Below are 20,443 nucleotides of genomic sequence, written 5' to 3' on the forward strand. Positions count from 1 at the left end.
CATGCGCGTGTTGTGTGCCCATCACTAACCTGGAAGCCGAACACGCAAGACGCAAGACCCGAGGAGGTGAATCACGTGGTTTCGCGACGCGCTTCGTCCGGCGGACCGGATCCCGTGGCCCTCATCGAGATCGATCTCTACGGTGAGTTGATGATCGCCGCGTCGAGCGCGGATGAGGAGCGGCTCAGTCCGGACCGTATCGATGAGGTGCTCTTCCGGTGTTCGCCGGAGGCGGATGGCTGAGGCTGTCCGTGGAACGGGGGAGGGGCGGGACACGGCCTTTCGGGGATGGATTTGTTCACCGGTAATTGCCCGAATTGCCATTGACTGCCCTGATATTGGGGCGCGTATTCCTTTATGCCCCGGAAGTTCGCTTCTCGCCCCACCTCCTTCCGCGGACGCCTTAGGAGCGCAGCAGCCGGGCGATGGCCGCACTCGCCTCCGCGACCTTGACGTCGATCTCATCGCCGCCCTTGACCGCCGCATCGGCGACGCAGTGCCGCAGGTGCTCCTGCAGCAGCTGCAGCGCGAACGCCTGAAGGGCCTTGGTGCTCGCCGAGACCTGGGTGAGTATGTCGATGCAGTAGACGTCCTCCTCGACCATCCGCTGGAGGCCACGGACCTGCCCCTCGATCCGGCGCAGCCGCTTGAGGTGCTGGTCCTTCTGCTTGCTGTAGCCATGCGGCCCGTGCGGCGGGCCGCTCTCCTCGTGGCACCCGGCGGTGCCGCCCGAAGCCGCTTCCGTGGTCGTCATGGCGTCCTCCGATGTCCCGGTGCGCGTGCCTCGCGCCTGCGGTCCCCTACCTCACCGATATACCCCCGCCGGGTATATGTTACCGAAATTCGCGACAGTGGGTGGTACCGCCTTCGTGAGCACTCTGCCCGATGGGCGACACTGAGGGAATGCCAGTTAGCTGTGGCCGGATGATGCGCCTAGCATCAACGAGACCGAATCCGCTGCACCCCGAGGATCCCACGTGCGCTTTCGTCTGACCCCCAGGGAGACGAGCTTCTACGACATGTTCGCCGCATCCGCGGACAACATCGTCACGGGCTCCAAGCTCCTGATGGAACTGCTCGGCGCGGACACGTCCGCCCGGGCCGAGATCGCCGAGCGGATGCGTGCAGCGGAGCACGCCGGGGACGACGCGACGCACGCGATCTTCCACCAGCTGAACTCCTCTTTCATCACGCCGTTCGACCGTGAGGACATCTATGCCCTCGCATCCTCGCTCGACGACATCATGGATTTCATGGAAGAGGCCGTCGACCTGGTGGTTCTCTACCAGGTCGAGGAATTGCCGAAGGGCGTCGAGCAGCAGATCGAGGTCCTTGCCCGGGCCGCCGAGCTGACCGCGGAGGCCATGCCGAATCTGCGGACCATGACAAACCTCACGGAGTACTGGATCGAGGTGAACCGGCTGGAGAACCAGGCGGACCAGATTCACCGCAAGCTCCTCGCCCAGCTCTTCAACGGCAAGTACGACGCGATCGAGGTCCTCAAACTCAAGCAGATCGTGGATGTGCTGGAAGAGGCGGCGGACGCGTTCGAGCATGTCGCGAACACGGTCGAAACCATCGCGGTCAAGGAGTCCTGACCACCGGTGGACACGTTTGCGCTTGTCGTGACCATCGGGGTCGCGCTGGGATTCACCTATACCAATGGCTTTCACGACTCCGCGAACGCCATCGCGACTTCGGTCTCCACGCGGGCGCTGACCCCGCGCGCGGCCCTTGCGATGGCGGCCGTGATGAACCTCGCCGGTGCGTTTCTGGGCAGCGGGGTCGCCAAGACCGTCAGCGAAGGGCTGATCGAGACACCGACCGGCAACCACGGGATGCTGATCCTGTTCTCCGCGCTGGTCGGTGCGATCGTCTGGAACCTGGTCACCTGGTACTTCGGGCTGCCGTCCTCCTCCAGCCACGCCCTCTTCGGCGGCATGGTGGGTGCGGCGCTCGCCGGATCCTCGGTCGTCTACTGGACCGGGGTCTGGGAGAAGATCGTCCTGCCCATGTTCCTGTCGCCGCTCGTCGGGCTGCTGCTGGGCTATCTCGTCATGGTGGTCATCCTGTGGATGTTCCGGAAGGCGAACCCGCACAAGGCGAAGCGCGGCTTCCGGATCGCCCAGACCGTCTCGGCGGCGGGCATGGCGCTCGGGCACGGCCTCCAGGACGCCCAGAAGACCATGGGCATCGTGGTGATGGCCCTGGTCATCGGCGGCGTCGAGGACCAGGGTGACCCGATCCCGGTCTGGGTGAAGATCGCCTGTGCGCTGATGCTGTCGCTGGGCACCTACGCCGGCGGCTGGCGCATCATGCGGACGCTCGGCCGGAAGATCATCGAGCTGGACCCGCCGCAGGGCTTCGCGGCCGAGACCACGGGCGCGTCGGTCATGTTCAGCACGGCGTTCCTGTTCCAGGCGCCGATCTCGACGACGCACGTCATCACCTCGGCCATCATGGGCGTCGGCGCCACCAAGCGGGTCAACGCGGTCCGCTGGGGGGTCGCCAAGAACATCATCCTCGGCTGGTTCATCACCATGCCGGCCGCGGCGGGGGTCGCCGCGCTGTGCTACTGGATAGGCAGTCGCATCTTCGGCTGACGGTCCGGCACGAAGGTACGGGCCCGCCCCTGCTGTCCAGGGGCGGGCCCTTCGCCTTGCGACGGCACCGCCAAGCAGCGCCGCAAGGACGCCCATCGGACACCCCTAGCCGAAGCGGCCCGAGATGTAGTCCTCGGTGGCCTGGACCGACGGGTTGGAGAAGATCCGCTCCGTGTCGTCGAGCTCGATCAGCTTGCCCGGCCGGCCCACGTCCGCCAGGTTGAAGAAGGCCGTACGGTCCGAGACGCGCGCCGCCTGCTGCATATTGTGCGTCACGATCACGATCGTGAACCGTTCCTTCAGCTCCCCGATCAGGTCCTCGATGGCGAGCGTGGAGATCGGGTCGAGCGCCGAGCAGGGCTCGTCCATCAGCAGCACCTGCGGTTCGACGGCGATCGCCCGGGCGATGCACAGCCGCTGCTGCTGGCCGCCGGAGAGGCCCGCTCCCGGCTTGTTCAGCCGGTCCTTGACCTCCTTCCAGAGGTTGGCGCCCTGCAGCGACCGCTCGACGATGCCGTCCAGTTCGGACTTGCGGACCCGGCCGCCGTTGAGGCGGATGCCCGCGGCGACGTTGTCGTAGATGGACATGGTCGGGAAGGGGTTCGGCCGCTGGAAGACCATGCCGACCGTGCGGCGCACCGAGACCGGGTCGACGCCCGCGCCGTACAGGTTCTCGTCGTCCAGCAGCACCTTGCCCTCGACCCGGCCGCCGGGGGTGACCTCGTGCATGCGGTTGAGGGTGCGCAGGAAGGTGGACTTGCCGCAGCCGGACGGGCCGATGAAGGCGGTCACCGAGCGGGGCTCGACGGTCATCGAAATGTCGTCTATGGCCTTGTGGGCGCCGTAGTAGGCGGAGAGGCCGCTGACGTCGATTCGCTTGGCCATGGGGATCACTGCTTCTTTCCGGTGAGCCGCGTCAGCGGCCTTGCTTCGGGGCCTTCCAGCGGGCGATGCCGCGGGCCACCAGGTTGAGGATCATGACGAAGGCGATCAGGACGAGCGCCCCGGCCCAGGCGCGGTCGTAGCTGGCGTCGTTGCCGGCCGCCCACTGCTCGTAGATGTAGTACGGCAGCGAGGACTGCGCCCCGTCGAAGGGGTTGGTGTTGATCACCTGGGAGCCGAAGACCAGGAGCACGATCGGGGCGGTCTCACCGGCGACGCGGGCCACCGCGAGCATCACACCGGTGGCGATGCCGCCGATGGCGGTGGGCAGGACGACCTTGAGGATGGTGCGCCACTTGGGGACGCCGAGCGCCAGCGAGGCCTCGCGCAGCTCGTTGGGCACGAGCTTGAGCATCTCCTCGGTGGAGCGGACCACCACCGGCACCATCAGGATCGCCAGGGCCATCGAGCCGGCGAAGCCGGAGTACCCGAAGTCCAGCATGATGATCCAGAAGCTGAGGATGAACAGGCCCGCGACGATCGACGGGATGCCCGTCATGACGTCCACGAAGAAGGTGACGGCCTTGGCGAGCCGCCCGCGCCCGTACTCCACCAGGTAGATCGCGGTCAGCAGGCCGATCGGGGCCGCGAGGGCGGTGGCGATGCCGACCTGCTCCAGGGTGCCGATGATCGCGTGGTAGACGCCGCCGCCGGGCCCGATGGTCAGCACGCCGGACATGGAATGGGTGAGGAAGGAGCCGTTGAACACCTTGGTGCCGCGGGCGACCGTCTCCCAGATCAGGGAGACCAGCGGGACGACGGCGATCAGGAAGCACAGCCACACCAGGGTGGTGGCCAGCCGGTCCTTGGCCTGCCGGCGGCCCTCCACGCGGGCGGTCAGCCCGTACATCAGGACCACGAAGAGCAGTCCCGCGATCAGGCCCCACTGGATCCGGCTGCTCAGCCCGGCGCCGAGGCCGATCCCGCAGCCCGCCGCGGCCGCCAGGACCGCCAGCGCGGCCGGGGCCCAGCGGGGCAGGCGCGGGTGGCGCAGGGTGGACGAACGCGGTGCCTCCCGGTCGGCCACCAGCGGCTGGTCCATGATCACGTCTGCCCTCTCATCGCCCTCCCCCAGTGCCTGAACGGCCTGGGAGGGACCCCCATCGCCGCCCGTGCGGCGCAGAGGTGCGGGAATCGCGCCCGGCTGCCGCCCGGCGTCCGGGCGTGCGTCGCTCGCGGTCATGCCGTGTACTCCTTACGGCGCGCGATGATCATCCGGGCCGCGCCGTTGACCAGCAGCGTCAGGACGAACAGGACCAGGCCGGAGGCGATCAGGGCGTCCTTGCCGATGTCACCCGACTCCTTGAAGCTGCTCGCGATGTTCTGTGCGAAGGTGCCGCCGCCGGGGTCGAGCAGGCTCTTGGAGATCACAAAGCTGGGGGAGAGGACGGTCGCCACGGCCATCGTCTCGCCGAGCGCCCGGCCCAGGCCGAGCATCGAGGCGCTGATGACGCCGGAGCGGCCGAAGGGGAGGACGGACATCCGGATGACTTCCCAGCGGGTCGCGCCGAGTGCCAGCGCGGCCTCCTCGTGCATCTTGGGGACCTGGCGGAAGACTTCGCGGCTGACGCTGGTGACGATCGGCAGGATCATGATGGCGAGCAGGATGCCGATGGTGAACAGCGAGCGCGCGGCGCCGTCGTGGTACTCGAAGATCCCGGTCCAGCCGAGGTAGTCGTTGAGCCAGCTGTAGAGGCCGCCGAGCTCCGGCACCAGGAACAGGGCTCCCCACAGGCCGTACACGATGGACGGCACGGCGGCCAGCAGGTCGATGACGTACGACAGCGGGGCGGCCAGCTTGCGCGGCGCGTAGTGCGAGATGAAGAGCGCGATGCCGATGGCGACCGGCACGGCGATGACCATCGCGATGAGCGAGCTGACGACCGTGCCGAAGGCCAGCACCGCGATGCCGAAGACCGGCGGGGTGCCGTTGGCGTTCCACTCGAAGGTGGTGAAGAAGTTGCCGTGGTCCTTGGAGAGGGCGCTCGCGGCCCGGACCGTGAGGAAGACCGCGATCGCGGCCATGATCACCAGGAGCAGCACACCGGAGCCCCGGGAGAGTCCGAGGAAGATCCGGTCACCGGCACGGGTGGCGCTCTTCGGGGCCTTGGGCGGGGGAGGCGGTGGGCCTGCTGGTGTCTGTGGGGTTATTTCCATGTCATCCACGGGGGTTCTCCGGTCTGCGGAGCCGGCGGGTGTGGCCCGGCTCCTGGCGCGGCGGTGCACCGGATGGTGCGGCCCGTCCCCGGTCGGGGCGGGCCGCACTCGGGTCAGGAGAGGGTCGCGACGTTCTCGCGGACCTTGCTGGCGATCTCGGCCGGCAGCGGGGCGTAGCCCAGGCCCTTCAGCACGGACTGGCCGTCCTCACTGGCGACGTAGGTGAGGAAGGACTTGGTGGCGGCCAGGGTGTCGGCCTTGTTGCCCTTGTCGCCGACGATCTCGTACGTCACCAGGGTGAGCGGGTAGGCGCCCTCGGCCTTGGTGTTGTAGTTGAGCTTGAGGGCGAGGTCCTTGCCGGTACCGACGATCTTCGCCTCGGCGATGGCCTTGGAGGCGTTGTCGGAGGTGGCCTCGACCGGGGCGGCGGCACCGGTGTTGAGCTTCACCGTCTTGATGCTGCTGGCGGTGGCGTAGGACAGCTCGAAGTAGGAGATGGCGCCCGAGGTCTGCTTGACCTGGGAGGACACCCCGGCCGAACCGTCCGCGGCCTGGCCGCCCTTGGGGGCCCAGGCCTTGGCGGGGGCGTACGGCCAGGAGCTGCCCGCGGCGGCCTTGAGGTACTTGGTGAAGTTGTCGGTGGTGCCCGACTCGTCGGAGCGGTGGAACGCCTGGATCTTCAGGTCGGGAAGCTTGGCGTCCTTGTTGAGCTTGGCGATCGCCGGGTCGTTCCACTTCTCGATCTTGCCGTCGAAGATCTTGGCGAGGGTGTCCGCGTCCAGCACCAGGCTGTCCACGCCGGGGACGTTGTAGCCGATGGCGATCGGGCCGCCGACCATGGGGAGGTTGATGCCCTGGCCGCCCTTGACGACGTCCTTGGACTTGGTGACCTCCTCCGGCTTGAGCGGCGAGTCGGACCCCGCGAAGGAGGTCTTGCCCGAGAGGAACTCCTGGATGCCCGCGCCGGAGCCGGTGGGCTTGTAGTTGATCTGGATGTCCTTGCAGGCCGCCATGAAGTTCTTGACCCACAGGTCCATGGCGTTCTTCTGTGCGGAAGAGCCGGAGGCCAGCAGCTGTCCCTTGCCGTCGCACTTGATGTTGCCGGCGGCCTTGGTGGAGCTGCCGCTGCCGCCGCTGCTGGAGCCGCTGCCGCTGTTGTCGTCCGAGCCGCACGCCGTGAGGACCAGGGCGCCGGAGACGGCGATGGCGCCGAGAGCGACGGACCGAAGCCGGTTCTTGCGCTGAAGCTTCACGTTCTGGTGTTCCTTCCGGGAGCCGCCGCTGGGGCGGCGTGCGAGAGGTTGGTGATGCGGTTTACCTGAGGGCGGGCCGTTGGAATCGGTTCGACTGCCGTACGGCCGCTGCTCTTCTGCCCCTTGTCCACGGCCGAAATTAAGCAGAACAGGTGAAGGCGTCGATGGGGTGAGGTGAACGAGGGGTGAACCTCGGCCATCAGTGTGGTGGAGCGGCATGCGGCTGGATTCTCCGGAAGTGTGACGCAGATCTCTGTCGGTTTCACCATGGCCGTGACACCATCCGATCCCTGTGTGGCGCCAGGTAAATACGTGGGGGATAAGTCGCGGAGGTGTCCGGTGGGGCGGAACGGCGGGGCTGTGGGCGACGGGAACGCGTACGGCAAGGGCACGGGCCGCAGAGCCGGCGGTTCCAGGGGCAGCGGTTCCAGGGGCATCGGCGGCGGGCGGCTGATCGCCGCGACCGCCCTGGTCTGTGCCACCGGGATGCTGGTGGCGCCCGGCGTGGCATGGGCCGACCCCACACCGCCGGGGGGCCCGGCCCAGAGCACCGGGCAGCCAAAGCTCGAGGACGTCCACAAGGAGGTGGAGTCCCTCTACCGCAAGGCCGAGTCGGCCACCGACGCCTATAACGCGGCCGACGAGCAGACCCGCCTGCAGGAGAAGAACGTCAAGGAGCTGACCAAGCAGGTCGCCGCCGCGCAGCAGCGGATGGACCAGCTGACGGATCAGATCGGGGCCCTGGCCCGTGCCCAGTACCGCAGTGAGGGACTGCCGCCCGGCGCCCGGCTGTTCCTCTCCGGGGCGCCCGAGGACTTCATCGAAGGGCTGTCCACGACCCACAAGGGCCAGCAGGCGACCCGCCAGCTGCTGGCCGACGCCAAGTCGGCCAAGGCCGATCTGGACCGCTATGCCCAGGCCGCCGGTGAGCGCTGGAAGAAGCTGGACGAGGAGCGGAAGAAGAAGGCCGGCGCCAAGAAGGAGATCGAGGCCAGGCTGGACGCCGCCAAGGCGCTCGAGTCGAAGCTGGCGGCCGAGGAGCGCGAGCGGCTGAAGAAGCTGGAGGAGGAGCAGGCCCGGCAGGCCCAGCGGCAGTGGCTTGCCTCGCAGCCCCTGAAGGGCGTCGACCTCAAGGGCTCCGGCTCGGCGAGTACCGACGGCAAGCGGGCGGTCGAGTTCGCGACGGCGCAGATCGGCAAGGACTACGTCTGGGGCGCCGACGGCCCCAACACCTATGACTGCTCCGGACTTACGCTCAGGGCCTGGGAGGCGGCGGGCCGTTCGATACCGCGCACCTCGCAGGAGCAGTGGCGGCAGCTGCCCAAGGTCGACGTCAAGGACATGCGGCCGGGCGACCTGATCATCTATTTCGCGGACGCCAGCCATGTCGCGATGTACGTCGGTGACGGAACGATTGTGCACGCCCCCCGGCCGGGGCGGCAGGTGACGCTCGCGGGCGCGGGGTCGATGCCGATCCTCGGGGTGGTGCGGCCGGGCTAGGGGTGCCCAGGACGCCCTGAACACCGTCCGCGGTCGTGGACGTGATGTTTCTCATGCCAGCTTTTGTCTTTCATGCGCCAAAAGCGGCATTGGCGACGGCATATGACAGAGGCGGGTGGCTCCGTACCATTCCGTTTGGCCGCGCCTCCCCGCTAGGGTCGCGTCGGTGCCCGTCCCCTGGGCGCTGCCCTCGGGGGGAGGGAAGGAATCGACGTGATGCCCGTAACCGTGCCAAAGCCGGCGGAACCGACCGCCGCGCTGCCCGACGGCGGGCTGTCCCTGCTGGTCATCGAGGACGACCCGGCGGGGTCGCTGGCGATGCCGGACGTCTCGCAGCTGACCTCGGTCGCGGGCAAGCCGATCCGCATCCGCACCGCCCGCAATCTCACCGAGGCCGCCCGGCTGCTCACCCCCGATGTGCAGTGCATCCTCCTGGATCTGGCCCTGCCCGCCGTGGACTGCGGCTCCGGGGCCGTCCCCGATGAGCTCGAGACCCTGCGCCAGGTGCTGCGGCTCGCCCCGCTCCACGCCGTCCTGGTGCTCACCGGCGAGGCGGACGCCGAGCGCGCCGCCGAAGCGGTGCGGGTCGGCGCGCAGGACTACCTCTTCCGCGACGAACTCGACGGCCGGGTACTCAGCCGCGCCATCCGCTATGCCGTCGAGCGCAAGCGCGCCGACCTCGCCCAGCGTCAGCTCACCGAGTCCCGGCTGCGCGCCGAGGAGAACGCCCGCCTCGAGCGCGGGCTGCTGCCCAACCCCCTGCTGGCCGGCTCCAGCCTGCGCTTCGCCGCCCGCTACCGGCCCGGCCGCAGCCGCGCCCTGCTCGGCGGCGACTTCTACGACACGGTCCGCACGCCCGATGGCACCGTGCACGCGATGATCGGCGACGTCTGCGGCCATGGCCCGGACGAGGCCGCCCTCGGGGTCGAACTCCGCATCGCCTGGCGGGCGTTGACGCTGGCCGGGCTGTGCGGCGATGAACTTCTCGGCACCCTCCAGCAGGTTCTGGAAGTGGAGCGCGCCGATGACGAGATCTTCGCCACGCTGTGTACGGTCGACATCGCCCCCGACGGCCGGTCGGCCGGTCTCTGCCTGGCCGGTCACCCGGCCCCGCTGCTCGCCCGCCCCGGACGGCTTCCCCGCCTGCTGCCGCAGGACGGTGGCGGCCCGGCGCTGGGCCTGCTGGAGCGCGCCCGCTGGCCGCGCCGCCAGGTTGAACTCGGCGATTCCTGGAGCCTGTTGATGTATACCGACGGCCTGATAGAGGGCCGGGTCGGGGCCGGCGCGCAACGGCTCGGCCAGGACGGCATGATTGAATTGATTGCCCGTCAGATGCAGGCCGGGCTATGCGGCGAGGAGCTGCTGGAGGCGGCCGTCACCGAGGTACGGGCCCTGAACGGCGGGGAGTTGACCGACGACCTGGCCGTACTGCTCCTGGACCGCTGAGCGCGCGGCGGAGCCGCATGAGCCCGCCCGGGCGTCAGCGGCCGCCGTTGTACGGCCCGTAGGGACCGTCCGAGCTGGAGCCGCGGCGGCGCGGGCCACCGCGCCCGGACACCTGCTTGAGCGCGGGGCGGACGTCCACGAAGTAGACGATCGTGGCGACCAGCCCCAGCAACGGCAGGAAGTTCATGATGCCGAAGAAGAGGTTGAGGGCCACCGCGAGGCCGAGAATGATCAGCCAGAAGCCCTTGTTCTGCTTGTCGGCCGCTCGATAGGCGTCCTCGCGGTGCACGGCCGCGTTGACAAAGGCGGCCATCGTGAAGACGAGCAGGCCGATCGACACCCAGTACAGGATCTCGCCAAAGCCTTCCACCAGCATGCCGCCCACCTCTTGTCCGTCTCCGTGACGCGTACGGTCTGCCCCCTGCTGCCAACCGTACCGGGAGAACGAACCGGGCACGCGGGTGGTGCCCGGATCGCCTCCTCGGCCGGCTACTCGTCGGTGGCCCGGGCGTCCGTCTTCCTGGCGGCGGGCTTACGGGTGGCGGCCCTCCGCGCGGCGGGCTTGGCCGCGGGCTCCTCGGCCTTGTCCTCCGCTGCCCCGGTCCTGGGCGCGGGCTCGTCCGTCCCCGGCTCGGTGGCGACCGGGATCTCCCGCGCCTCGCCGCCCTGCTCCCCGCGCCAGGTCTTCACGGCCTCCCGGCCGCGCTCGGCCAGCCGGTCGCGCGTCTCACCGGCCTTCGCCACGCCCGCGACGGCCAGCCCGACGCCCTGCAGCAGCAGGTCCTGTCCGGTCTGCCCCAGCTTCTTGACGTCCGTGTCAAGGCTGCCGAAGAACGCGGTGGCCTTGGTGGTGATCTGCTCCTGGGCCTCCTTGGCCCCCTTGGTCACCCGCTCGCCCAGGGCCTTCGGGTCGGTCTTGCGCAACTGCTCGAGGCGCCCGGGCGCCTCCGTGACGAACTGCCCGATCTTCTCGGCGCCGAGGTCGAGGGCCCCGGCCGCCGCGTAGCCGTTGTCGATGGCCGCCTTGCGGATGTCTTGGGTGATCGCCATGGCGTCGCTTCTCCAGTCTCCGGAGTCTCCGGGGTAGCCGCCCTGTCCTGGGTCAGCTGGAAGGCATGCTGTCGTCGTCCTTCGCGAGCCTGTTCTCCCTGCGGAAGGACTCGTAGATCTCGAGCAGTACCTGCTTCTGCCGCTCATTGATCGAGGGATCGGCGAGGATCACACTGCGAACCTCTGCCTCGTCCCGGTCCCGTTCGTCCAGAATCCCGGCCTGCACATACAGCGTCTCGGCGGAGATCCGCAGCGCCTTGGCCAGCTGCTGCAGGATCTCGGCGCTGGGCTTGCGAAGGCCGCGCTCGATCTGGCTGAGATACGGGTTGGACACTCCTGCCGCATCAGCGAGTTGACGCAGCGTCAGCTGCGCATTGCGCCGCTGTTCGCGCAGATACTCGCCGAGATTGCCGACATTGAGTGATGCCATGGGGCGATGCTGCCGCAGCTTGCTAACTTTTGCAAGCGGGTGCTTGCAAAAGTGCGGCTCTCCTGTCCGGTAGCGTCCGTGTGACTCGCAGCGATAGTTGGCACTTCTCACTGGTATTTGGCCCCGGTGTCCTATCTCTGACCCACGGTGCAAAGTAGCCGTCGGTCGTCCGCCTTTCCCCGTTGCTTCGCGCCTGGCCCCTACCTGCTGGACGCCTTCGCCCCGCCGGTCGCGGACAGCATCCGTACCGCTCTTCGGGACGCCTGACCGTCTGCCGGGTCGTCAAAAAACCTTCGTTTTCTGAAGATCGCCGGGTCAGGCGCGCACACCCCCGGCAGGGCCTTCAAAAAACCCTTCAAAAACCCGTGCCGTTCAAGAACCTCGGACCACCGTTTTCTGACATGATTCGGGGAAGACACGGACGCAGATACAGCAACTCACTGAAGGGCGGCGATGGTGAACAGCATCGAGAGCGCGTCGAGGGAAGCACGGCAGCTGCTAGAGGCTGAGGCCGAGCGGCGCGGGATCAGCGTCAAAGACCTGGTCGACCAGGTCGCCCGTGAGGGCCGTCGTACCGGCATCGCCGACATCGACCCCCAGGGGGACCTCTCCCGGTGGGCCGTGATCCCCCAGCGGGCCACGGACGTGGAAGCCCAGGGCGCAGTCACCTTCGGAGCGATGGGCAGCGGAAAGACGAACGCCACTGACCTGACCCGGGCTCAGCTGGAAGCACACGGCGTCCCCTTCCAGGAACGCATCGACGAAGCCGGCCACGTCGAGTTCAGCTTCGAGCGGCAGGAGGACAGCAGGGAATGACGTCGCGCTTCCCACCCCGCCCCGGGTGCGTACTGACGCTGACCAAGGCCACGACGTGACTGATCTCGAACCGGCCGAACGCCCGGACCTTCTCGTCGCCGAGCCCCTTGTCCGCACCGAGATCAAAATCGGGTACGCCCGGGTGTCGACCGGCGGGCAGAAGCTGGAGCGGCAGCTCGACGCGCTCACCGCCGCCGGATGCCGGAAGATCTTCGCGGACAAGAAGTCCGGCAAGGACGCACTCCGCCCCGAGCTGAAGGCGTGCCACGCGTTCCTCGACCCGGGCGACACGCTCGTGGTCCCCTCGCTCGACCGCTACGGCCGCAGCCTCCAGGACCTCATCAACATGGTCGCCGAGCTGCGTGGACGTGGCGTCGGCTTCACCTCGCTGCACGAGAATCTGGACACCACCACCCCCGGCGGACGACTCGTCTTCCACGTCTTCGCCGCGCTCGCCGAGTTCATCCGCGAACTCATCGTCATCGGCACCAAGGAGGGCCTGGCCGCCGCACGCGCCCGCGGCCGGGTCGGCGGACGCCCCACTGTCGCCACCGAGGAAGTCATCAAAGCTGCCCGCGACCTCTTGCCCGACCCGGGCCGCTCAATCACCTCGATCGCCAAGCTCCTCGGCGTTTCCCCGGGCACCCTCTACAACCACATCCCCGACCTCCGTGAGCTGCGTGCCCTTCCCCGCCAGCTCGACGCCGCGGAGCGGTGACCCTCGCGTGCCCGCCCTCGAAGCCTCCGGCCAGATGACGTTCGAGCTGTAGCGGCTACTTTGCACCGTGGGCCAGAGATAGGACACCGGGGCCTATTTGGCACCGGTTGGGATCGGTAGCGGAGAGGCTGTCTGTGGCCGGTCAGGCTGACGTGGACACGGAACTGTTGCGTGAGGGGTATCGCCGTCTGCGGGCGGAGCTCACCGAGGCGGACGAGGCGAGCCTCCGGGAGGCTGCCAGGCACTCGATGCGTGTCATTGCTGACGAGGTTGCTCGGTTGGTTGGTGAGCGCGGCCGACGAGATTGCGTGGGCTGAGTGCGGCCGTCAGGGCTGGCGAAGTGCCGTTGAAGTGCCGCAGGTAGGAGAGCTTTGTTCCTCGGTCGATGGTGTGGGTGTTTGTGACGACGGGCTTGAGCAGGTCGCGGGCCGATTGTGAGTTGCCGGCGCTGAGGATGATCTCGGCGATTCCCAGGACGGCTCCGCAGAGGAGAGGGTCCTCGGGGGGTGCGGTGTAGGGGCGGGAGATGTGCTTTTTCCCGCGGCCTGACCGGAGCTGGCGTGAGGCTTCCCGGCGTCGGTCGGCCTCTTGGTCAAGGGCGGCAGCGAGTTCTGAAGTGGCTGCGAACTGCCGGGCGGCCGGCCAGGACAGAAAGATCAGGGCGGTAAGAACCCGCATGTCCATGAAGTACTGGGCCACGGGGATAGGGATGCCGCAGCTCGGCATCGTTTGCGGGCCTCGCGGGTCGAGAAGGCGAAGCAGCCGCTCTTGGAGGCTGATCAATCTGCCCAGTGTGTGACCGCTGGGGCTCGGGGCCGGGAGGCTGGGCTCGGCGAGGACAGTTCCGCAAGACGTTGAGGGCCCATTCCTGGAGAGTGCCCGGTATGAGCGGCACTGGGTGGGGTGCAGACCGTCGTCCAATGCGTGGGGGATCAGGCTCATTGCGCCGGTTCCGTGAAGGGGCTGCGCCTCACAGACCGGACAACTCCGTCGGAGCAGGCATCGGTGCTTGGGGCAGGCGAACACAGGGGGCAAGCGCCATTTCCGCTGCCAGGCGCCGCCGAGGAGCTCTTGGAGTGGGCTTCTGTCACCGGCCAAACATTCCGGGCAGTAGCGGGTGCCGCGCGTGAAGACCCAGCTGTTGTTGTAAGTGACCCGTGCGGGCCCGTGGCGGCCCATGAGGCGGGAGTCCAGGGGGCCGTAACGGGTGGCCAAGGGCAGCAGGAGCATGCCGGACAGTTCCTGGTGGGACAGCCGGCAGGCGAGAGCGAAGGCGGCGAAGGTGGGTTTGTCCAGCCGGTATTGGTATGTCACAGGCAGTCCTGCGGCTGGCTTGCCGCGTGTCAGCCCAGTCCAGGCGGCGAGGCGGCCTGGGGCGATGCCCAGCCGGTGAGCGAGGCGGAGGAGGAAGCCGGGGAGCGACTCGTCGTGAAGCGGTTGCAGGCTGCGGGGCAGGGGCCGGGTTTCGACGTTGTGCTGGATCACGCCTGGGCCGCTGGGGGTGTGCCCCGGTCGTCGAAGACGGTGTTGCGTCCTCGCTTTCCAGGCTTCTTGGCTGTCCGGTTGGCGGTGGTGGCCTCGTCCGGGACATCGGGGATTTCGCCGGCGTCCGGGTCGCGGTCGCCGAGGTCGCCCAGCCGGATGGGGACCGCGGGGAACAGTTCGGGAGTCAGTGCTTCGGCGCCGCTGTCGATCGCTTCGGTGCAGGCGTCTTCGATCAGCCGTTTGAGGAGGCCGACGATGCCGCGGGTGCGGCGGTAGAGATATTCCGGCATGTCACCTTCGGTGAGCATCCCGGGCCAGGCCCGGAACAGCCGCAGCCGGTCCTCGATCCCGGTGAGGTGGCTGATGAAGGCGGCGATGCCCTCGGGAGTGCTGTAGTCGAACGGATCGAGGTCGATCATGTCGAAGCGGCGTTCGGTCTGGGTGACGGCGGCCGGGTTGAAACTCTTGCCGGTCCTGACCGGCGGGAAGACCCACTGCCCGGTGCGGGGATCTGGGTAACCTCCCCGCAGCAGCCCGGAGTTCGGGATGTCGACGCCGATCAGTACCAGGGTGACGTTGAGGTCCATCAGCTCACGGACCAAGTCGAGGGTGTCCTGGTCGTCTTCACGGTGGAGGCGGAGCCGGGTGATGTCGTCCAGGAGCAAGGCCGTGGTGTGGTGGTCCCGCAGTGAGTCCTTGACCGACCGGATCATGCCATTGAGCGTCTTGGGGTGCGGGGCGCCGAAGAAGTCCAGAATGGCGGCGCAAAGTCCCTTCGGAGTCGCCCGGACCGGGGTCCGGCAGTATGCGACCGGCACGAACAGATCACGGGTGCCCGGAGTGGGGCCGGGCAGAAGCTGTCGGTGCAACTCCCGCCAGACGGCCTCGAAGGTGGCGGCCGCAGCACAGACCGTTTCGGTTTTCCCGAGGTAACCGCCGCCGCTGATCATCAGACCGTCACGGGTGCCTGGCTCGAAGTTCAGTGCGTTGTTCCGCAGCCGCACATGCATCAGCTTGGTGACCTTCGCGCTCATCGGGGTCTCCAGCAGGCCCATGTTCACGTGGGTCGCCGTGCGGTGCAGGTCATGCAGAGCCTGACGCCTCGGGCTCATTGCCGCGTACTCCCCAAGCGACAGACGAGGAGCCGGGACAAACAGCCCGCGTCGCTCCTGCCACTGCTGCCACCCTTCGTTGGTAGTGCGGTCCGGCGGCGGCCCGGCCCGCAGAAAGGGGACGATGCCGGACTCATCCTGCGGGTCCGCCATGCGGTTCCCCCTCTCCGTCCTCCTCTGGCAGGAGGAACAGATCGCGCTTGCGCAGACTCTCACCCAACGGCGGCGGTGGCTCAGGTCGGGCTTGGACTGCTTGTTCGCGCCGGTGGCGCCGCTGGCTGTCGATGCTCTGCTCGGCCTGCCTGGCCCGTTCCGGCCAGCGCAATGGAGTCACCACCGTCTCGCCGGCTGCTGCGGCTGCCTGCGGGCGGGACTTGCGGTTGTTCCCGCTCTGGGGCCGGTCGGCCTGCGCGGCTGCTGCTTGGGTGACCTCACGGGCATGCTCGGTCCGCTCCGACTTCGGCATGCGGGTCGGCCACTGGCTGACCGGGACTCGTGCGCCGATCAACTCCAGCAGGACCGGCAGCAGTTCGTCGTCGGTTTTAGGTCGCAGTCCGCAGGCATCGGCTTTCTTCAGCAGTTCGCGTACGCGTGCATCGCCGAAAGCCGGAGCCTGCCCACTGGGCGGCAGCCCGGTCCAGGGCAGCGGATACCACTGGTGTGAGATGGGATCCTGGAAGAACACTTGGCGCCGGTCCCGGGGATCGCGCCGGATGACCCACTTGCCCTTGTGTTTGCCGCCGCGCGTCGACTTCCGCCCCAGGTAGGGCTCAAGCAACTCCCGGTCGTGATACCACAGTCCGCGGATCTTCACCCCGCGCCGGGGGTCGATCTTCTGGACGTAGTGGGTCGGCAGGAACTCGTAGAACAGCTCCGGTGAGGGGATGTCCATCGCGAGCCCGGCCTGGGCGAACGACGCCGCGAACAGCGAATTCGGACTATGGTCCCCGCCCGGATCCCAACTCGGCGCGTATTCGCCCAGCCTCCGCCTCTGCCAGACGGACACGATCCAAGTGGCGACCAGGTGTTCCATCTCATCGATGGTCAGCACCGCGTCGCCCTCCGGGTCGGCCCCGCGGTCGGCTGTGTCGATGCCGGTGTAACCCGGCAGCTGCTCGAACAGCAGTGACCGGATTGCCCCAAACGCTCTTTCGATCGCTTGTTTGTCGGTGGGCCGCAAGGTGCGAGCAGGAAGGATGTTGCAGCCGATCACCCGCTGGACTTCCACCAGGTGGTGGTTGCGATAGACCGACCCGTGGTCAGTGGTGACCGTCTCCGGAGTGAAGAACGGCAGCCCGGCGACCTTGTGCCCGGCGAACTCGGCGACCACTGCCGCGGGCAGCCCGGGGTAGGGCCACTCCAGGTCCTCGCCCCAGTCCGCGCGCATCGGCAGCGGCAGCATCACGTCTCGCAGCAGCATGGCGACATCCGCCGAGGTGTCGGAGACCAGCGTGAGCCGGAACGCGCAGAGCGAATGCGTGTGGACGTCTATGGCGAGGGTGAGATGGACGGTCACCGGGTCGCCGAACACGCTCTCGCGGACCATCACCGGCAGCACGGTGGTGTCCAGCGCGACCACCTGGCCAGGACGGTGCACGAGCACGTGTCCGTTCTTCATCGGCAGTTCGGCCGAGCGCGCATAGCGCTGACGTGAGCCGCCCGACCCGAACCACTCATGCCAGACAGCCCGCAGGGTGTTGTAACAGGGGACCTCGACCTTCCGGTCGGGGAAGGTCTCGCGCACATACTGGTGGATCATGCGCTCGCGCGTGCGCATGGTGACCCTAGACCGGTGCAGGGCCTCCTCCCGAACCGCGAAGATCGCCTCTCGGATCTCTTCCGTGACCGCGGGATGGCCCCCGCTCTCCCGAAGCCAACGCTCGTCGGCGCAGCCGACCAGACCGGACTGCCGGCGCTTGACATCCCACCGGATCAGCGTGCGATAGCTCACGCGATCCACCCCCAGGAGCTTCGCCTGCTGCCGGTCCATCGCCTGCAACTCGGCCACCTTCGCTCTGCGGCGGCCTGTCAGCGTCGTGGCGTCCGGGTCGTACTCCGGTTTCGGCTCTCCCGGCCCCGGCCGCAGCGGATCACCGCTGCGGAACCCCGTCTCCACCTCCAGCAGGTGCGCAAGCCGCAGTGCGGCCAGCTCCCGCTTCCCCGGCTTCAGGTCCTGCAAGGTCTTCGGCTGACGGTCCCGGTCGGCTCCCGAGGCCGCCGTCCGGGACGATGGCCGACAACCCGGGTGGTTCACCAGGAAACGGAAACTCACCGTCTGCCGGGTGCCGTCGCCCGACACTAGCTGGAGCCGGCCCAGTTCCGGCTCGCGACGTTCCACCGTCCACTCGGTGCCGTCCAGCACCACCGCGGCACCAGGAGACAGGTCCAGCACCCTCGCTGCAGCAGTCACCGCGGAACCCCGCTGCTGACCACACGAGAGACATCCCCGAACGGCTGGGACAAATCGACGCCCAAGCGCCGGTGCCAGAGCAGGTGCAGCAGCTGTGCCCGCGCGAGCGGCGGGAACGCGCTGGCCTCCGCCAGTTCACCGAACGTCGCTCCTTCACCGGCCGACTGGAGCAGCGCAGGCCGCAGTCCCAGCGGGTCGGACAGCGCCCGCCGCTGAGAGGAGAAGGCATCTACGGCCGCCAGGACGTGCTCGCGCCAGCGAGCCGCGACCATATAGCGCCAGCCGCAGACCAGCGCGACCTCGGCCGCCGCCGCGAAGGACTCCCGGTCCTTCTCTTTGATCAAAGGCTCCGGCCGTACGTCGATCAGCCACACCCCGGAACGCGTTATCGCGAGGAAGTCCGGGATATGGCTCCGGCGCTTCTCCGCCGTGCCGAACCACATCTTCAGCGGCTGCGACACCACATCGATCAGGTCAGCCGCGAAGTCCAATACCAGCAACAGGCGGGCTTCCTCCAAGCTCTCCGCTCCATGATGACGGCCCGTACTGACGAGGAACTGCAGGCCCGGGCGGTGTCGCTGAGCCCGCCGCCAAGAGAACCACCGCACAGGACCGCCATCCGTAACCGGTGTCCGGGCCAGGTCCCTGACGACGCAGGACACCTCGTCCCCGCCCGTCCGCCACGTCACTGTCCAGCGGCGGGTCCAGCCCTCGCCCAGATCAAGAGTGCTCCGGCTGGAGTCGACGAGCACCGGAACGAGCAGATCGTCCCAGGCACAGCCGTGCGACCACGGCACATCACCAGCCACGTCCGGCCGAAGGTCTCCGCCCATGCCCTGAGCCAACTGTCATCACGCTCGACCTGGGCACGATCTTCGAAGCTGGTGACAACACGATTGAGATCCGCCCGGAGGTGACAACTACTGCGCGCATTTGGTGCCAACTGCCGCTGAAAACTGCTACAACAGCCCAAGTCAGAGGCTCCTGTCGGTGACAACTATTGCTGCTAGTCACAGTCCGGCTGCATGGGAGATGTGAAGATCGTTGTTGAGCGCCGGTACGCCCCCGGCCCGATCGACTACCAGCGCCTCGTCTCGCTGGTCGAGTCCACCGGCGAACGCGTCGTGCTCACTGAGGCCAACGTGCCGGTGAGTGTCCTGTTCCCGGCGGGGTTGGTGGCCGAGCTGGAGCACTGGGCCCGTGCCGACTACCCCATACCCGCACCGATGTCGCAGGAAGAGGAAGAGCAGGACGCGAACGAGCCGACGTGGGACGTCGGCCGGCTCCAGGCCGAACCGTTGGCGGGCCCGCAGGAGTATGGACCCTACATCCGGTATGTGCGTGCCGATGGCAGGCGGGTGAGCTTCGCCCGGAGCGGGATGGTGGTGGCCGTGCAGCTGACTGCCGACGAGGCGGCGTGGCTCGAGGACAAAGCCCTGCACGCGCGCCAGGGATACATGGACCCCAAGCAGGCAGCGGCATTTGAAGAGTTCCTGGCCCGACAGCCGCCGGTCGGCGAGCAGTGAGCGCGCTTGCCGTCCTGGGCTCGGCCTCCGTTCCACGGCGTTCCGACGCAACCGCGGCGGCCCGGTCCGAATCCGGTGGCGAGCCAGGGCGGCAACTGCTTGGATACCACAGTGTTTTTCGAGGTTTCCGATCAGCTTGCCAGGCTGGAGGCGTACTACGACGCCGTCCCCCGCACCGGTGGGCGGGCCGAGGATTTCGGGCCGCTGACCCTGTTTGTGCAGGAGGGCCGGGGCAGTTGGCCGTACTATGCCCGCCCGGCCCTCGACCGGCCCGGCCCGGTCGGCCCCGGGGACGTGGCCCGGGTCCGCGCGCGCCAGCGTGAACTCGGGGTGCCCGAGAGCTTCGAGTGGGTCGCCGAGACGACTCCTTCCCTCCGGGCCGCAGCCGAGGCGGCGGGACTCACCGTGCACGAGCACCCGTTGATGCTGCTCGGCCCGGGCGCCCCCGCCCCCACCGTGGCCAAGGGCGTGACGGTCCGGACCGTCGGCCCGGACGACCCGATGCTCGCCGACGCACTCGCCGCCGCCCACCTCGCCTTCACCGAACCGGGCACCCGCATCGGCTCGACGGGCCCGGCACAGCTGGCCGAGAAGGCACGTGCCCTGACCGAGGACGGCTCGGTGGCACATCTCGCGGCACGCCTCGGGGACCGTACGTCGGTGCTCGTCGCCGCCCTGCGCGACGGCACGGTGCTGTGCTCCGGACAGCACCAGCCGGTGGGTTCCGTCAGCGAGATCGCCGGCGTCGGCACTCTGCCGGCCGCGCGGCGGCGCGGTCTCGCCCTCGCGGTCACGGCGGCACTGGTCACGGACGCCCTGCAGCGGCGGGGTGTGGAGACCGTCTTTCTCTCGGCAGGCGACGAAGACGTGGCCCGGATCTACGCCCGGGCGGGCTTCCGCCACGTCGCCACCGCGTTGATCGCCGAACCGGCCGACGGCGCCTGACCCGGGGCAGCGGACCTGCACCGGCGGTCCGCACCGAGGCAACGCGTTCT

At 68.4% G+C, this 20,443-nt stretch carries 21 protein-coding genes and 1 pseudogene; 9 read left to right on the forward strand and 13 right to left on the reverse strand.

The features are described from left to right. Positions 1–114 precede the first annotated feature (114 nt). Positions 115–243: a hypothetical protein gene (locus tag ABCR83_RS18195; protein WP_462696135.1), complete on the forward strand. Its 129-nt coding sequence runs from the start codon at positions 115–117 to the stop codon at positions 241–243. Between the two features lie 160 nt (positions 244–403). Here ABCR83_RS18195 and ABCR83_RS18200 read toward each other — a convergent pair whose 3' ends face one another. Further along, complete coding sequence (locus ABCR83_RS18200) at positions 404–754, reverse strand: metal-sensitive transcriptional regulator (RefSeq protein WP_462696083.1); 351 nt, start codon at positions 752–754, stop codon at positions 404–406. Positions 755–977: 223 nt separating this feature from the next. On the opposite strand from ABCR83_RS18200, the gene ABCR83_RS18205 reads away from it, so the two are divergent. Both ABCR83_RS18205 and ABCR83_RS18210 read left to right on the forward strand, forming a co-directional pair. Continuing rightward, on the forward strand, positions 978–1,598 hold the full coding sequence (locus ABCR83_RS18205) for a DUF47 domain-containing protein (protein WP_462696084.1): 621 nt from the start codon (positions 978–980) through the stop codon (positions 1,596–1,598). Positions 1,599–1,604: 6 nt separating this feature from the next. Continuing rightward, a complete protein-coding gene (locus ABCR83_RS18210; protein ID WP_462696085.1) occupies positions 1,605–2,603 on the forward strand; it encodes an anion permease in 999 nt (332 codons plus the stop codon). Positions 2,604–2,708: 105 nt separating this feature from the next. Here the strand turns inward: ABCR83_RS18210 and pstB are convergent, their stop codons facing one another. From pstB to pstS, 4 genes are all read right to left on the reverse strand, one after another. Beyond that, complete coding sequence (gene pstB / locus ABCR83_RS18215) at positions 2,709–3,488, reverse strand: phosphate ABC transporter ATP-binding protein PstB (protein ID WP_462696086.1); 780 nt, start codon at positions 3,486–3,488, stop codon at positions 2,709–2,711. A 31-nt stretch (positions 3,489–3,519) separates the two neighbouring features. Further along, positions 3,520–4,587 carry a phosphate ABC transporter permease PstA gene (pstA, locus tag ABCR83_RS18220; RefSeq protein WP_462696133.1) on the reverse strand — a complete coding sequence of 356 codons (1,068 nt, stop codon included), beginning with the start codon at positions 4,585–4,587 and terminating at the stop codon, positions 3,520–3,522. Between the two features lie 137 nt (positions 4,588–4,724). Next, complete coding sequence (pstC, locus tag ABCR83_RS18225) at positions 4,725–5,702, reverse strand: phosphate ABC transporter permease subunit PstC (protein WP_462696134.1); 978 nt, start codon at positions 5,700–5,702, stop codon at positions 4,725–4,727. A 113-nt stretch (positions 5,703–5,815) separates the two neighbouring features. Further along, positions 5,816–6,955 (reverse strand): phosphate ABC transporter substrate-binding protein PstS, encoded by a 1,140-nt coding sequence (gene pstS, locus ABCR83_RS18230; protein WP_462696087.1) that lies wholly within the window; start codon positions 6,953–6,955, stop codon positions 5,816–5,818. 360 nt (positions 6,956–7,315) lie between these two features. Here pstS and ABCR83_RS18235 point away from each other — a divergent pair, with 360 nt between their 5' ends. Together ABCR83_RS18235 and ABCR83_RS18240 are read left to right on the forward strand one after the other, a co-directional pair. Next, on the forward strand, positions 7,316–8,455 hold the full coding sequence (locus tag ABCR83_RS18235) for a C40 family peptidase (protein ID WP_462696088.1): 1,140 nt from the start codon (positions 7,316–7,318) through the stop codon (positions 8,453–8,455). A 216-nt stretch (positions 8,456–8,671) separates the two neighbouring features. Then, positions 8,672–9,901, forward strand: coding sequence for a PP2C family protein-serine/threonine phosphatase (locus tag ABCR83_RS18240; protein ID WP_462696089.1), 1,230 nt, complete (start codon positions 8,672–8,674; stop codon positions 9,899–9,901). A gap of 34 nt (positions 9,902–9,935) precedes the next feature. On the opposite strand, the gene ABCR83_RS18245 is transcribed toward ABCR83_RS18240, so the two are convergent. The 3 genes from ABCR83_RS18245 to ABCR83_RS18255 all read right to left on the reverse strand — a co-directional run bounded on the left by ABCR83_RS18245 (position 9,936) and on the right by ABCR83_RS18255 (position 11,381). After that, on the reverse strand, positions 9,936–10,277 hold the full coding sequence (locus ABCR83_RS18245; RefSeq protein WP_462696090.1) for a DUF2516 family protein: 342 nt from the start codon (positions 10,275–10,277) through the stop codon (positions 9,936–9,938). Positions 10,278–10,390: 113 nt separating this feature from the next. Next, the gene (locus ABCR83_RS18250; RefSeq protein WP_462696091.1) at positions 10,391–10,951 is read right to left on the reverse strand and encodes a hypothetical protein; all 561 of its coding nucleotides are present in this window, start codon (positions 10,949–10,951) and stop codon (positions 10,391–10,393) included. A gap of 52 nt (positions 10,952–11,003) precedes the next feature. Further along, on the reverse strand, positions 11,004–11,381 hold the full coding sequence (locus tag ABCR83_RS18255) for a helix-turn-helix domain-containing protein (protein ID WP_462696092.1): 378 nt from the start codon (positions 11,379–11,381) through the stop codon (positions 11,004–11,006). A gap of 453 nt (positions 11,382–11,834) precedes the next feature. Here ABCR83_RS18255 and ABCR83_RS18260 point away from each other — a divergent pair, with 453 nt between their 5' ends. Both ABCR83_RS18260 and ABCR83_RS18265 read left to right on the forward strand, forming a co-directional pair. Beyond that, positions 11,835–12,197 carry a hypothetical protein gene (locus ABCR83_RS18260; RefSeq protein WP_462696093.1) on the forward strand — a complete coding sequence of 121 codons (363 nt, stop codon included), beginning with the start codon at positions 11,835–11,837 and terminating at the stop codon, positions 12,195–12,197. Between the two features lie 55 nt (positions 12,198–12,252). After that, on the forward strand, positions 12,253–12,915 hold the full coding sequence (locus ABCR83_RS18265; protein ID WP_462696094.1) for a recombinase family protein: 663 nt from the start codon (positions 12,253–12,255) through the stop codon (positions 12,913–12,915). A 255-nt stretch (positions 12,916–13,170) separates the two neighbouring features. On the opposite strand, the gene ABCR83_RS18270 is transcribed toward ABCR83_RS18265, so the two are convergent. The 5 genes and pseudogenes from ABCR83_RS18270 to ABCR83_RS18290 form a co-directional block, all read right to left on the reverse strand. Further along, positions 13,171–13,614 (reverse strand): hypothetical protein, encoded by a 444-nt coding sequence (locus tag ABCR83_RS18270; protein WP_462696136.1) that lies wholly within the window; start codon positions 13,612–13,614, stop codon positions 13,171–13,173. Between the two features lie 306 nt (positions 13,615–13,920). Further along, positions 13,921–14,400, reverse strand: a pseudogene (locus ABCR83_RS18275) (TniQ family protein); the annotation flags it as partial. Beyond that, positions 14,397–15,512, reverse strand: a complete 1,116-nt coding sequence (locus ABCR83_RS18280) for an AAA family ATPase (protein WP_462696095.1) — start codon at positions 15,510–15,512, stop codon at positions 14,397–14,399. The gene ABCR83_RS18280 and the pseudogene ABCR83_RS18275, both read right to left, overlap by 4 nt. 133 nt (positions 15,513–15,645) lie before the next feature. After that, the gene (locus ABCR83_RS18285) at positions 15,646–17,922 is read right to left on the reverse strand and encodes a transposase (protein ID WP_462696096.1); all 2,277 of its coding nucleotides are present in this window, start codon (positions 17,920–17,922) and stop codon (positions 15,646–15,648) included. Beyond that, positions 17,919–18,755 carry a TnsA-like heteromeric transposase endonuclease subunit gene (locus tag ABCR83_RS18290; RefSeq protein WP_462696097.1) on the reverse strand — a complete coding sequence of 279 codons (837 nt, stop codon included), beginning with the start codon at positions 18,753–18,755 and terminating at the stop codon, positions 17,919–17,921. Before ABCR83_RS18290 ends, ABCR83_RS18285 begins: the two co-directional genes overlap by 4 nt. Positions 18,756–18,947: 192 nt before the next feature. Between ABCR83_RS18290 and ABCR83_RS18295 the strand changes: the two genes are divergently transcribed. Together ABCR83_RS18295 and ABCR83_RS18300 are read left to right on the forward strand one after the other, a co-directional pair. Further along, positions 18,948–19,448: a type II toxin-antitoxin system Phd/YefM family antitoxin gene (locus ABCR83_RS18295; protein WP_462696098.1), complete on the forward strand. Its 501-nt coding sequence runs from the start codon at positions 18,948–18,950 to the stop codon at positions 19,446–19,448. A 111-nt stretch (positions 19,449–19,559) separates the two neighbouring features. Beyond that, entirely contained in the window at positions 19,560–20,393 is an 834-nt protein-coding gene (locus tag ABCR83_RS18300) for a GNAT family N-acetyltransferase (RefSeq protein ID WP_462696099.1), read from the forward strand. Positions 20,394–20,443 lie beyond the last annotated feature (50 nt).

It is taken from the genome of Streptomyces xingningensis, from assembly GCF_054957865.1.